This window comes from Desnuesiella massiliensis (assembly GCF_001403615.1).
GTDB lineage: Bacteria > Bacillota > Clostridia > Clostridiales > Clostridiaceae > Desnuesiella > Desnuesiella massiliensis.
This window is the reverse complement of record NZ_LN879454.1, coordinates 1-13,352: the sequence shown is the minus strand read 5'-3', so window position 1 is coordinate 13,352 and position 13,352 is coordinate 1. Positions and strand designations below refer to the sequence as shown.

Here is a 13,352-nt window from a genome sequence, read left to right as displayed (position 1 = left end):
CAAAAATAACTTTATCTAAATAATTGCCTTATACCTCCAAAATATTCATTGGCTATGTATAAGTTACAAATTTATAATGCAAAAACTCTTATATATTTAATATAGCATATAAACTTATACAAACTATTAATAATGTTAAAATTTATGTTAACATAAATCATTAGCTATTCTCTATGAATCTTTAAGATATCTTAAGCAATGCTTACTTATTTTAAAATAATAACTTAAGTGCACTTAAAATCTCCTTTTATAATAAAGACACGCACCTTATCATAAATATCTATATAATTTTATATGTGATATTATTAAAATAGGATATATATTTTAATTTATAAGGGATGATAACTTTGAGTGATGAGTTTAAGAGACTTACTCCTGAGGAAGCCATGGAAAAAGTTCATAAAGAGCTTCAACAAGAAAATAAAGGTTCTTTAAAAATTTTTCTTGGATATGCTCCTGGAGTAGGAAAGACCTATTCCATGCTTAATGAAGCCAATAGAAGAGCCGCTCGTAATCAAAAGGTGATTATAGGCTGTGTTGAAACTCACGAAAGAAAGGACACCTTAGAACAGATAAAAGATCTTTATATAGTTCCTAAAAAACAGATAGAGTATAATGGCAAGCTATTAGAAGAAATGGATACAGATGCCATTATAAAGTTAAAACCAGATGTAGTTTTAATAGACGAATTAGCTCACACTAATGTGCCTGGATCAAAACATAATAAAAGATATGAAGATGTAGAAGAAATATTAGATCATGGCATAAGCGTAATAACCACCTTAAATATACAACATCTAGAAAGCCTTAATGATGTTATGAAACAAATAACTGGTATAAATGTAAGGGAGACTGTGCCAGATAGACTCGTAGAGGATGCTGAAGAGGTGGTAGTGGTGGACATTACTCCCGAAGCTTTGCAAAATAGATTAAAACGCGGCGACATTTATAAAACTGAAATAGATAGAGCCTTAAAAAACTTTTTTAGAAAAGGTAATCTAAATGCACTGAGAGAATTAACCTTAAGACAAACCGCTGAAGAAGTAGATGAAGACCTAGAAGAATACATGAAAGAACATGGTATAAAAGAAAACTGGTACACTGCCGAAAGAGTAATGGTTTGTATAAGCTCCAATGAATCCTCTAGAAAGCTCATAAGAAGGGGTGCAAGAATAGCTAAAAAATATAAATGCCAATGGATTGTGGTAGAAGTTATATGTACTCACTTCTTTGCAGCTAGGCTTACAGATAAAGACAAGGAAATGCTTGAAAAGCATAAATCCTTAGCTAAGAATTTAGGTGCCGAAATAGTAACCTTAAAAGGAAAAAGTATTTCCAAGGCCTTAGTAAATTTTGCTTTAGAAAAGCATATAACTCAAATTATCATAGGCCATAGCAATCGTTCTAACTTTGAAACTATTACCAGAGGTTCTACAGTGTATAAGCTCTTAAAACAGGCAAAAAATATTGAAATTCATGTGATTCCTAACTAAAGCATTCTTAATGTAAAATTAAAAGGCAAAGCTTACTGTTGTTTACCTGACAGCAAACTTTGCCTAATCTATTAATTTAACAAACCTAATTTATTTGCTATTTGTAAATTTAACTTAAGCACATTTACTCTCTCTTCTCCAAAAACTCCTATATCCCTTCCGTCTTTTGCTTTTTCTATCATGGAGTTAAGCTCTTCCATGCCTATACCACTAGCCTTTGAAACAGAGGCCATTTGAACCTTGGCACTATCTAAACTTATATGAGGGTCTAGCCCTGATCCACTGCTAGTAAGCAAGTCACCTGGGATATCCTCCTTCTTAACAGTAGGATTAGCTTTTAAAAACTCATCAATGTCCTTAGCTACTCTCTCCTTTAATACCTCACTAGAAGGGGCTAGGTTCTGTGAGCCAGAAACTACTCCAGCATAATTAACCTTTCCATCCTTATCTGGCTTTTTATCCTCTTCTGTATAGGTATTATAGTTTACAGCTGAAACCCTTCCTCTAAAGAATCTAGCGTCTGTGAAGCTTTGACCTATAAGCTCAGAACCTACTTTTTTCCCTTTTACTTCTATCATGCTTCCATTAGCTTGCTTATTGAATACTAATTGGCTTATGCCTGTCATAGCTAGAGGAAACAGTAAACCGCATAATATAAGCATTACCACACTTATAATTATTGATTGTTTTAATATCTTCATAAAATTTCCTCCCCTCTCTACATTACTAAGGATATTAAAAGAGGACTTATGATTAAATCAATTAATTTTATTCCTAAGAAAGGAACTATAATTCCTCCTAATCCATATATAGATAAATTCTTTATTAAGAGTTTTTCTGATTTCATTGGCTTATAATCTACGCCTTTCATGGCAATAGGTATGAGCAAGGGTATTATTATAGCATTAAATATCAAAGCTGATAATATAGCACTAGTTGGACTTGAAAGCCTCATTATATTAAGAATATTCATCTGTGGTATAGCTAAAGAAAACATAGCAGGTATTATAGCGAAATATTTAGCTATGTCGTTAGCTATACTAAAGGTAGTTAAGGAGCCTCTAGTTATTAGAAGCTGTTTACCTATCTCCACTACCTCTAATATCTTAGTAGGATCTGAATCTAGATCCACCATATTAGCTGCTTCCTTTGCTGCTGTAGTACCGCTATTCATAGCAATACCCACATCTGCCTGAGCTAGGGCAGGTGCATCATTGGTACCATCCCCAGTCATAGCTACAATCTTGCCTTGTCCTTGTTCTCTTTTAATAACATCTATTTTATCCTCTGGTTTACACTCTGGTATAAACTCATCCACTCCAGCTTCCTTTGCTATAGTTTCTGCCGTAAGTGGGTTGTCTCCTGTACACATTATAGTTTTTATGCCCATCTTTCTTAGTCTTTCAAACCTTTCAGGAAGGCCAGGCTTCACAGTATCCTTTAGGTATATTACTCCATAAATCTCTTTATCCATAGCTACAACTAAAGGAGTACCACCAAGCTTTGAAATTCTAGTAACTATTCCCTCTAAATCCTCTGGTATATCTCCTCCAAGCTCTTTAACAAAGACTTTAACAGCTTCATTAGCTCCTTTTCTTATAGTCCTGCCATTTTTGAGATTTATACCACTCATTCTTGTTTGAGCTGTAAAAGCTATGAATTCAGCTTCTTCATATTCTTTCATGTCTAGTTTTTCCAGGCCTTGCTTTTCTGCTAATTGTATCACTGAACGTCCTTCAGGAGTTTCATCCTTTAAGGAGGATATATAAGCGTACTTTGTAATCTCCTCTTTAGAGTGTTTTTCCACTGGTATAAATTCTGAAGCCATTCTATTACCAAAGGTTATAGTTCCTGTTTTATCTAATATCATTGTATCTACATCACCACAAGCCTCTACAGCTTTTCCAGACATGGCAATTACATTAAATCTAGTTACTCTATCCATTCCAGCTATGCCTATAGCCGATAATAATCCACCTATGGTAGTAGGTATTAAGCATACCAATAGGGCTATCAAAGTAGATACGGGTATATCTATCTTTGTATATATGGCCATAGGATATAGGGATACAATTACCACCAAAAATATTATAGTTAAGCTCACAAGAAGAGTGTTAAGGGCAATTTCATTTGGAGTTTTTTGCCTCTTTGCCCCTTCTACTAGGCTTATCATCTTATCTAGGAAAGATTCCCCAGGTACGGCGGTTATTTCAATTTTAAGAGAGTCACTTACTACTCTAGTTCCCCCAGTAACGGAGTTAAAATCTCCACCTGCTTCTTTCATCACCGGAGCAGATTCTCCAGTGATAGCAGATTCATCTACAGAAGCTATTCCTTCTATTACAATACCATCATTAGGAATGATGTCTCCTGTTTCTACAAGAACTATATCTCCCTTTTTTACCTCTGAAGAACTTACTATAGTTATACTTCCATCAACTCCTGTAACCTTTGCCTTAGTATCCTTCCTGGTTTTTTTCATGCTTTCTGCCTGAGCCTTTCCTCTTCCCTCAGCCACAGCTTCTGCAAAATTTGCAAATAGCACAGTGACGAATAATACAACAGTAACTACTATATTATAGCCTCTTATAGAAGCATCTACTTCTCCAAATAAATTTGGAACGATGCTAAGCAGAAGGGTTATAAAGAATCCTATTTCCACTACAAACATCACAGGATTTTTAATCATATATTTTGGATTTAACTTTATAAAAGCCTCTTTTATAGAAGTTAAAAATATTTCTTTGGTTACAAATTTAGATTTTTCTCCTCTATTCATAAAATAACTTCCTTTCTACTGCTATAGGGTTAAATGCTCTGCTATAGGTCCAAGAACTAAAGCAGGTAAGAAGGTAAGAGCCCCTATGATCAATACTATAAATATAAGTATTAATACAAAGGTCTTATTATCCGTTCTAAAGGTAGCCATGGTTTCTGGCACAGTTCTCTTAGCTGCTAAAGAACCCGCTACAGCTAATAATATAACTATAGATAAATATCTACCAAAGAGCATTACCAACCCCGTAGAGGTGTTCCAAAATATAGTATTATCTGCTAACCCTTCAAAGCCTGAACCATTATTAGCAGCGCTAGATGCATATTCATAAACCACCTGAGTTAATCCATGGAAGCCACTATTAGTTATTCCCGCAAGTCCACTTTTTGTTACCACTGCTATAGCAGAAGGTATAAGAATTAATATAGGGTGTATGAGTATAGCTAGTGCTACAAGCTTTATCTCTTTTCCCTCTATCTTTTTACCTAAAAACTCTGGAGTTCTTCCCACCATAAGTCCACAAATAAATACAGTGATTATGGCATACATCATCATGCCCATAAAGCCTACGCCTTTTCCTCCAAAGACCACGTTAAGCATCATGTTCCATAGGGGAACCAGTCCGCCTAATGGAGTAAGAGAATCATGCATATTATTTACTGAACCTGTGGTAAAAGCTGTAGTTACTGTAGTAAATAATGAGGATTGAGCTATGCCAAAGCGTATTTCCTTCCCCTCCATATTTCCCATGGATTGGCTTAATCCTATATTAGCCAAGGCCGGATTTCCTATTAATTCAGCCCTATAACATACTCCTAAGGCTATAAGGAATAATATAGACATGGCTGCATATATAGCCCAGCCCTGCTTCTTATTTTTTAAATATAATCCAAAGGCATAAACCAAAGCCCCTGGTATAAGCATCATAGCTAGCATTTCTATCACATTAGTTATTGGAGTTGGATTCTCAAAAGGATGTGATGCATTAGCTCCAAAAAAACCTCCTCCATTGGTACCTAAGTGCTTTATAGCTTCTAAAGAGGCTACAGGCCCTAGAGCTATATCTTGAAGCTTATTTTCTATGGTAGTAACAGTTTCATTAGGCCTTAGGGTTTGAGGAACTCCTTGCCATACTAAAAGCAAGGTTATTACCGCTGAAAATGGTATCAATACTCTGGTAGTAATCCTCACAAAATCCACGAAAAAGTTCCCAAAATTCTTTTTTCCGCATATTCCTCTAATAAAGGCTATGGCCGCGCAAAAGCCTGTAGCCGCAGAAGTAAACATTAAAAAGGTTATGGCTATCATCTGGCTTAAATATGAAAGTCCTGATTCCCCAGCATAATGCTGCAAATTTGTATTAGTTATAAAACTTATGGCAGTATTAAAGGATAAGTCTGACGACATATTCCCTATGCCATTTGGATTTAAGAAATGGAATTTTTGAGTTTTCAAAATAATATACACCACTAAGCACATAAAAACATTAGAAGCTATTATGCTTAATGCGTACTTCTTCCATCCCATTTCCTCATTTTTTATTCCTGTAATTTTATATATAAAATTATCTATTTTATCAAATATAAAATCTCCCTTTGTTTTCTCCATAGCCATTACCTTGTACAAGTATCTTCCAACAAAAATCGATAAGGTAACGAAGATCACTAGTACCAAGGCTATTTGAATGATTCCCATAATTTATACCTCCCTTATTAAAACTTTTCTGGATTGAAAAGCGCATAAAATAAATATATAAACATTAATAAAATTAAAAGCAAAAGAAAAATCAAAATTCTCACTCCTCATAAATTAATTATTGATTTACTTTTCACATCACTGAGTCATAAAAAGATTCCTAAGGAATATCTAAATTATAGTCCTGAAACATGGAAAAAATAAAATGGCTTTTAAAAGCCATTTTAAAGTTATCAGCCTTGTTAGAAGCTATGTAAACAAAATATCTATCTTGTCCATACTTATTTAAGGGTTTTTCTATTTTTAGTATGGGTATAGTACATTGAAGCTTTTTTTATAGCAATCTATACTATATATAAGGCATCGTAAAAAAAATAACTAGTCAAAGATGCGAAGTATATTTTGCGTAAGACAAGGACACAGGTTCCATTAATAGTGGGGCTATTAGTGGGTTCTGTGGACGCAGTATTACGCAAAATAGACGAGTAGACTGACTAGTTATTTTTTTGGAGATGCCTAAGATTAAAATATATAATATAGGTGAATTTTGCATGAAAACATTAAGTTCAAGAATAAAATTTATTTACCTTATACTACTTCTTATATTAATATTAGTTAGCAGTTTTTCTATATTAAATCTATGGAGAATCAACAACGGCTTAAATAAATTTATGAATAATAACTACCACAATATAAGTAGGATCTCAGAATTAAAGTTTAAATTAGAAGATCTAAATCGAAAGGTATTCTTATATTCACATTCTGATAAGAATTTTAATATATCTGATGCTATCAATGAATATACTGAAGGTTTTTATGGTGGGACTAATAACATTGATGATAAGGATATAGCAGAGAATCTAAATAGGGATTATAAAGCGTATGTAAATTATTTAATGCAGATAGAAATTATAAGAAATAAATATGGACAAAATGAATCTTCTAAATATTTTAATGATAATGTACAAAAGGCTTTTTATTCCCTGGATAAAAACTTAGATTATTTGATAATCTCTAATGAGGCTAGTATGTTCGAAAGTAAATCTTCCCTATATAAAACCCTATCAAATTCTTCTGTTATAATATTAATCTTTTCCATAATTATAATTTTAGGAGGCTTTTTAATATGTTCCTATATGCTAAAGAAATTTCTTGCTCCTGTAAATTCATTGATAACAAATATAGCCTCTATTAAAGAAGGAAATTTTGATGTAGAGTTTCAAAGCAATTGGAACAATGAAATGGGCATCATTGCAAAGGAATTTAATGAAATGCTGTCAAGAATAAGAACCTATGAAGAGAGCTCTTATGGCAAGCTTACCAAGGAAAAAGACAGGTTTTTAGCTATCATAGAAAGCATTAAAGATCCTCTATGCATTATAAATAAAAATAAAACTATACTTCTTTATAATCAAGCTTTTAAGAATATTTTTATTCTGAACCAAGATAAGGATATTGATCTATCATCAATTATAGACAGTTCTTTAAAAAAAGATGACTCAGCAGATAATATTATGAAAACTACTCTTAATAAAAATAATCACTATTTTATACCACATAAGAGCCTAATGACTTTAGATGAGAAGTATTTTATCCTCACGTTCCAAGACATAACTCCTATCAAACAGGCCGAAGGCTTAAAGTCACAATTTATATCCACCATTTCTCATGAAATAAAAACTCCTTTAACCTCTATGCTTATTGGAATATCATTATTAAAGGATTCTTCCGCAGGAATTATTACAAAACCTGGTATGAATACTTTAAACAATATGGAAGAAGACATTGAAAGTCTTTCTGAATTAATTACCAACATGCTTCATATGTCTAAAATCGAGTATGAAAAATCTAGACTATGCTTAAAGGAATGCTCAATAATAGGTATAATAGAAAACTCTATTAGAGATTATGATAAACTAAACAGTAGGGAGATAAACTTATATTATGAAGCCGATGAAGATTTGCCTAAAATAATTGGAGATGAAGAAAAATTAGAATGGGTTATTCATAATTTATTGGACGTACATCTTAAATTTGCAAAAGCCGGAGATGAATTTTGTATCAGCGCTTACAAAGATTTGGAAAAAGTATTCATATCAATTAAAAGCACAGGTATAAATATAGAAAATAACTATTTCAATGATATCTTCGGAGAGTTTTCTCAATTACAAGGAAGAGATTTTGAGTTTAGAGCTTCAGGTTTATCCCTTAGTTTATCTAAAAAAATTATAAAGCTTCAAAACGGAGATATCTTTTACGAAAAATTTACTAATTCCTTTACTTTCTCTGTACCAATTAGTCAAGGAAAAGAGTAATTATAACTAGAGAGCTGAATAATCCTTTATCCAGCTCTCATATATATTTTAAAGTAAATTTATTTAAGAGCTTCTTGAACCTCATTTATCATAGTGTTAGTTCCCGTAAAGCCTCCTATAGATACGTACCAAATCTGCGAATCAAGGTATACTATTTTATTATTTTTATGAGCTGAAGTAGTCTTAATCAAAGCATTATCCAAGGTTTGTTTAGCAGAGGTTTTACCGCCCTTTACTATAGCCCCTCTATCTATAACAAATAAGTAGTCTGGATTCTTTTCTGCTATATATTCAAAGGAAATATTTTGACCGTGGGTAGCGTTTTGCAGCGACTTGTCTACTGGGGTAACCCCAAACTCCTTGTGCATAACACCGAATCTTGATCCCTCACCATAGGCACTGATGGAACCTTCGCTAACCATAACTATTAAAGCTTTTTTACCATTGACAGCAGCCTTTGTATTTAAATCCTTAATACTATTCTCAATGTTCTTAAGTTCTTTTTCTACAAATTCTTTCTTATCGAAAATCTCACCTAATATGTTCATATTTCCTTTAAAGGAACCCATATAGTCCTTATCAGCTATAGCAAGGTATACTGTAGGCGCAATCTTTTTAAATTCCTCATATAATTTTGCTTGTCTTGCTGAAATGATAATCAATTCTGGTTTAAGCTCACTTATTTTTTCAAAATTAGGCTCTTGTAGTGTTCCTGCATCTTTATATTTATCATCTTTAAATTTTTCAAGATAAGCAGGAATATTAGATTTTGGTAGCGCGGCTACCTCTATTCCCATTTTATCTAGAGAATCCAATACTCCGTAATCGAAAACTACTACATTCTTAGGATTCTTCTTTACTGTAGCTTCACCTAATTCATGCTTAATGTTCACTGTAATACTTTCATTATTTTTAGCAGTAGTTTTGCTTTCTTCTTTTGCACAACCAGCAAAAGCTAACATGGCTATTATTAATATTGATACTATTAAACCTAATCTTTTTTTCATTTTTCCACCTCATAATTTTTAAATTTCATTATTAAAAGTAAATGCATATCTTATTGTTTTCTATATCCTCTATCCTAAAATCCATATCATAGATTTCATCTAACACAGTCTTATCAATAATGTCATTAATATCACCTTCTTTGGCTATAACTCCATCTTTCAAAGCTACGATATAATCAGAATAGCAGGAGGCAAAATTAATATCATGGACAACTAAAACAACGGTTTTCCTAAGATCTTCCACTAATTTTCTTAAAATCTTCATAATTTGCACGGAATGCTTCATATCTAAATTATTCAAAGGTTCATCTAGGAGAATATATTCTGTGTCTTGAGCTATCAGCATGGCTATATAAGCCCTTTGTCTTTGTCCACCGCTGAGTTGATCGAGATATTTATACTGTATTTCCTCAAGCTTCATATAAGCTATGGCCTTATCTACGTAGCTCCAATCCTCGCTATTTAGATTTCCTTGTGAATAAGGAAACCTTCCAAAGCTAACTAATTCTCTTATAGTTAATCTTATATTTATATGATTAGATTGCTTTAATATAGACAATTTCTTAGCTAAATCAGTATTACTCCACTTCTCAAGCTCCTTACCCTCTATGAATACCTTTCCATTGTCCCTTTTAATAAGACGACTTATCACGGATAATAAAGTACTTTTGCCTGCTCCATTAGGTCCAATAAAAGAAGTAATTTTTCCTTTTGGTATTTTTACACTTATATTATCTACCACATTTTTATTTCCATATTTCTTTGTTAGATTTTTTACTACTATCATGCCTTGCTCTCCTTTAACAGCAGATATATGAAATAAACTCCACCAACAAAGTTTATAACAACGCTTAATGGTGTGTTAAAATTCATAACTCTTTCTATAACTAGCTGCCCTCCCACCAAAGCCACTATGCTAATTAATATAGAGTAGGTCAGCAGATACTTATGCTTATATGTGTTTAAAAACTCTCTAGAAAGATTTACTACCAATAATCCTAAAAAGGTTATGGGGCCCACTAAAGCCGTGGATACAGAAACAAGTATGGATATAACTATTAGCATCTTTTTTACAACTCTATCATATTCTACCCCTAAATTTATAGCTTGTTCTCTTCCCAAGGATAAAGCGTCTAAAATCTTTACGTACCCATAGGTATATCCAATCACTAAAATTACTATAACAACAGACATCAATAAAATCTTGAGATTAATACTATTAAAGCTAGCAAACATCCTATCCTGTATAACAGCAAATTCATTTGGATCTATTAATAGCTGCATAAAAGAAGATAGGCTTTGAAATAGAGTACCGAAAATCAAACCCACTAGTAATAAAAACAAAATATTACTATTACCCAGTTTAAACATCACTTTATATAAAGCCATGGAGAACACTATCATCAAACTCACAGATATAATAAAATTTACATTATTATTTGCCACTGTTAGGTTCTTAGCTCCAAATAGAAACACTACAAAGGTTTGTATAAATACATATAAGGAATCTAATCCTAATACACTTGGTGTCAGTATACGATTATTGGTCACAGTCTGAAATATCATTGAAGAGAAAGCTATGGCTCCTCCAGTTATAATAATGGCAATTACTCTTGGAATACGCCTAGAAAGAACATATTCCCAATTGTTTGCATTTACACCTATACATAAAAATAGTGCTATAAGTATGCCTGATAAAACTACAGCATAAACTATTTTCTTTCTAATGCTCATATACACCCCTCCTAAATAGTAAGTAAAGGAATATAATACTTCCTAATATACCTACAGTTAGTCCAATGGGAATTTCATAGGGATATATAAGCAATCGTCCTAATATGTCACAGCATAAAAGAAATACTGCACCTAATAAAGCAGTATGTCCAATGCTCTTTTTCATATTATCTCCTTCATAAAGGCTAACTATATTAGGGATTATAATTCCTAGGAAAGGTATTTTGCCTACTGTAATTACTACAACCGACGACACTAAAGAAACAATAACAATCCCTATATTAACTATCTTATGGTAATTTAATCCTAAGTTAGATGCAAAATCTTCGCCCATACCTGCCACTGTGAATTTACTTGCATATAAAAAAGCCACTACTACAAGGGGTATACTAAAATATAAGAGCTCATATCTTCCCTTAATAACCATAGAAAAATTACCTTGGAGCCATGCAGATACATTCTGAACCAGATTGTACCTATAGGCAAAAAAGGTGGCTATGGAATCAATAATATTCCCAAGCATTATGCCTATGAGAGGTATAAAAATCACATTTTTATATTTTACCTTTCTTAATATAGTCATAAATAAAAAAGTTCCTGATAAGGAAAATATAAAAGATATTATCATCTTTTCAATAGATCTTGCAGAAGGAAATATCAATAATGAAACAAGAATACCTAATTTAGCGCAATCTATAGTTGCCGCTGTGGTAGGAGATACAAATTTATTTCTGCTTATCTGCTGCATGATTAACCCACTTATACTCATACTAATTCCAGCTACAATAATGCTAATTAAACGAGGCAATCTGCTGATATATATTATTTGTATTTTCTCTTCATTAAGGCTTAATACATCTAAGAGGCTTATATCCTTTACTCCAATAAAAATTGAAACCATTGATAAAAATAGTAGTATTAAAAATAAATATCGCTTTTTCATAGAACCTCCTTACTAGTATTTTTACCCAGAATTTGACACCTCCTTATGGTATTGATATAATTATCACATATAGTAATTAATTATGAATTTCATTTTCAATTAATTTTAACATTATTTTAGTATTTACTCTTAAATATGTTTATTTTTTTATAACTATGTTTAGGTATTTTTACAAAAGGCGGTTTAAAATATGTTAATTAAAAATCATGTATATGAAACTATTGATAATTTTTTCTTATGTACTCATATGCCCGTAAAAGCTTTTAAAGCTAATGGCAATATTATATATTCAGGAGGATATAACGATAAGTTAGATGAGTTATTTAATAAAAGTAATGTATATGAAAAGGCAGAAAAGGCTTTGACTGCAAAGGATGATAACTCTATTTTCGTAACCGTAGCCAGCTTAAGTGATATTAATTATATAGTTTGTAACATTTGTCCAAGCCGTATTATGGAAGGAATATTTATAATAGGTCCTTATTCCTCCAATAAATGCAGCACTCTTGAAATTTCATATAAACCTAGCTTTTGTATTCCTCACTTAGTGTCACTTTTATATAGTATCAGAAAAGATATCATCCTTAAGCACAAAAAAACTATAAGTATAACCCCTTATAGTTACTATGTAAAAAAAGCTATAGATTATATTAATAATAACTATACCAAACCAATAACATTATGTCAGCTTTCTAATTATCTTAATATTAATCGATGCTATTTTTGTTCTATATTTAAAAAAGAAACCGGAAAGACCTTTTCTCAATTTTTAAATGAACTTAGAATTGAAAAGAGTAAACATCTATTATTAGAGCAAAATTCTTCTATATTAGATATAGCCCTTTCTGTAGGCTTTAATAATCAAAACTATTATACTATTTTGTTTAAAAAGCTTAACAATATTACGCCCTTTGAATTTAGAAATAATATTAATGAAAGCATTTAAATATAATAAAAAATAACTAGCTACGCAGACAAGAAATTTGTCTAGTTATTTTTAATATACCTTAGCTTTAAAAAGTAAAAAACCCACTCTTATGAGTGGGTTTGGTGGCTCACCGGGGAATCGAACCCCGGACACCATGATTAAAAGTCATGTGCTCTACCGACTGAGCTAGTGAACCACGTAACCTGGCGACGACCTACTCTTCCACAAAGTCTCCCTTGCAGTACCATCGGCGCGGTAAGGCTTAACTTGCGTGTTCGGTATGGGAACGAGTGTTACCCTTACGCCATAATCACCAGATTTTCTTATTTAGTTCTGAAAGAAACATGTTCTTTCAAAATTGCACATAGAATTGGATTCGTGTATATTGATCAAGCCCTCGATCTATTAGTATCAGTCAGCTGAACATGTTACCATGCTTACACCCCTGACCTATCAACCTT

Annotated in this window: 11 protein-coding genes, 1 tRNA gene and 1 rRNA gene; 3 read left to right on the top strand and 10 right to left on the bottom strand. The window is 32.2% G+C overall.

Going from position 1 to position 13,352, the window contains the following annotated elements; all coding sequences use genetic code 11:
* Positions 1-338: 338 nt before the first annotated feature.
* Positions 339-1,493, top strand: coding sequence for a universal stress protein (locus BN2665_RS03840; RefSeq protein WP_055665801.1), 1,155 nt, complete (start codon positions 339-341; stop codon positions 1,491-1,493).
* Positions 1,494-1,564: 71 nt separating this feature from the next.
* Here the strand turns inward: BN2665_RS03840 and BN2665_RS03835 are convergent, their stop codons facing one another.
* From BN2665_RS03835 to kdpF, 4 genes are read right to left on the bottom strand one after another with little or no spacing between them, the layout of a single operon-like run.
* Positions 1,565-2,194 carry a K(+)-transporting ATPase subunit C gene (locus tag BN2665_RS03835; protein ID WP_055665800.1) on the bottom strand — a complete coding sequence of 210 codons (630 nt, stop codon included), beginning with the start codon at positions 2,192-2,194 and terminating at the stop codon, positions 1,565-1,567.
* 17 nt (positions 2,195-2,211) lie between these two features.
* Complete coding sequence (kdpB, locus tag BN2665_RS03830) at positions 2,212-4,272, bottom strand: potassium-transporting ATPase subunit KdpB (protein ID WP_055665799.1); 2,061 nt, start codon at positions 4,270-4,272, stop codon at positions 2,212-2,214.
* A 21-nt stretch (positions 4,273-4,293) separates the two neighbouring features.
* Positions 4,294-5,964, bottom strand: coding sequence for a potassium-transporting ATPase subunit KdpA (kdpA, locus tag BN2665_RS03825; protein WP_055665798.1), 1,671 nt, complete (start codon positions 5,962-5,964; stop codon positions 4,294-4,296).
* 17 nt (positions 5,965-5,981) lie between these two features.
* The gene (kdpF, locus tag BN2665_RS27855; protein ID WP_074042218.1) at positions 5,982-6,068 is read right to left on the bottom strand and encodes a K(+)-transporting ATPase subunit F; all 87 of its coding nucleotides are present in this window, start codon (positions 6,066-6,068) and stop codon (positions 5,982-5,984) included.
* A 447-nt stretch (positions 6,069-6,515) separates the two neighbouring features.
* Between kdpF and BN2665_RS03820 the strand changes: the two genes are divergently transcribed.
* Positions 6,516-8,279, top strand: coding sequence for a sensor histidine kinase (locus BN2665_RS03820; protein WP_055665797.1), 1,764 nt, complete (start codon positions 6,516-6,518; stop codon positions 8,277-8,279).
* Between the two features lie 59 nt (positions 8,280-8,338).
* Here the strand turns inward: BN2665_RS03820 and BN2665_RS03815 are convergent, their stop codons facing one another.
* The 4 genes from BN2665_RS03815 to BN2665_RS03800 are packed head-to-tail and all read right to left on the bottom strand — an operon-like array spanning position 8,339 to position 11,963.
* Positions 8,339-9,286 (bottom strand): siderophore ABC transporter substrate-binding protein, encoded by a 948-nt coding sequence (locus BN2665_RS03815; protein ID WP_055665796.1) that lies wholly within the window; start codon positions 9,284-9,286, stop codon positions 8,339-8,341.
* 31 nt (positions 9,287-9,317) lie between these two features.
* On the bottom strand, positions 9,318-10,073 hold the full coding sequence (locus BN2665_RS03810; RefSeq protein WP_055665795.1) for an iron ABC transporter ATP-binding protein: 756 nt from the start codon (positions 10,071-10,073) through the stop codon (positions 9,318-9,320).
* Complete coding sequence (locus tag BN2665_RS03805) at positions 10,070-11,020, bottom strand: iron chelate uptake ABC transporter family permease subunit (protein WP_055665794.1); 951 nt, start codon at positions 11,018-11,020, stop codon at positions 10,070-10,072. Before BN2665_RS03805 ends, BN2665_RS03810 begins: the two co-directional genes overlap by 4 nt.
* A complete protein-coding gene (locus BN2665_RS03800; protein ID WP_055665793.1) occupies positions 11,010-11,963 on the bottom strand; it encodes an ABC transporter permease in 954 nt (317 codons plus the stop codon). Before BN2665_RS03800 ends, BN2665_RS03805 begins: the two co-directional genes overlap by 11 nt.
* 190 nt (positions 11,964-12,153) lie before the next feature.
* Here BN2665_RS03800 and BN2665_RS03795 point away from each other — a divergent pair, with 190 nt between their 5' ends.
* The gene (locus BN2665_RS03795; protein ID WP_055665792.1) at positions 12,154-12,909 is read left to right on the top strand and encodes a helix-turn-helix domain-containing protein; all 756 of its coding nucleotides are present in this window, start codon (positions 12,154-12,156) and stop codon (positions 12,907-12,909) included.
* 102 nt (positions 12,910-13,011) lie between these two features.
* Here the strand turns inward: BN2665_RS03795 and BN2665_RS03790 are convergent.
* A tRNA-Lys gene (locus tag BN2665_RS03790) sits at positions 13,012-13,087 on the bottom strand.
* Positions 13,088-13,092: 5 nt separating this feature from the next.
* Positions 13,093-13,209: ribosomal RNA gene (gene rrf / locus BN2665_RS03785) — 5S ribosomal RNA — on the bottom strand.
* Between the last annotated feature and the right edge of the window lie 143 nt (positions 13,210-13,352).

Excerpts from the sequence above, each read along its gene's own strand:
- BN2665_RS03840 (WP_055665801.1), top strand. The coding sequence starts at position 339 with ATGATAACTTTGAGTGATGAGTTTAAGAGACTTACTCCTGAGGAAGCC.
- BN2665_RS03835 (WP_055665800.1), bottom strand. The coding sequence starts at position 2,194 with ATGAAGATATTAAAACAATCAATAATTATAAGTGTGGTAATGCTTATA.
- kdpB (WP_055665799.1), bottom strand. The coding sequence starts at position 4,272 with ATGAATAGAGGAGAAAAATCTAAATTTGTAACCAAAGAAATATTTTTA.
- kdpA (WP_055665798.1), bottom strand. The coding sequence starts at position 5,964 with ATGGGAATCATTCAAATAGCCTTGGTACTAGTGATCTTCGTTACCTTA.
- BN2665_RS03820 (WP_055665797.1), top strand. The coding sequence starts at position 6,516 with ATGAAAACATTAAGTTCAAGAATAAAATTTATTTACCTTATACTACTT.
- BN2665_RS03815 (WP_055665796.1), bottom strand. The coding sequence starts at position 9,286 with ATGAAAAAAAGATTAGGTTTAATAGTATCAATATTAATAATAGCCATG.
- BN2665_RS03810 (WP_055665795.1), bottom strand. The coding sequence starts at position 10,073 with ATGATAGTAGTAAAAAATCTAACAAAGAAATATGGAAATAAAAATGTG.
- BN2665_RS03805 (WP_055665794.1), bottom strand. The coding sequence starts at position 11,020 with ATGAGCATTAGAAAGAAAATAGTTTATGCTGTAGTTTTATCAGGCATA.
- BN2665_RS03800 (WP_055665793.1), bottom strand. The coding sequence starts at position 11,963 with ATGAAAAAGCGATATTTATTTTTAATACTACTATTTTTATCAATGGTT.
- BN2665_RS03795 (WP_055665792.1), top strand. The coding sequence starts at position 12,154 with ATGTTAATTAAAAATCATGTATATGAAACTATTGATAATTTTTTCTTA.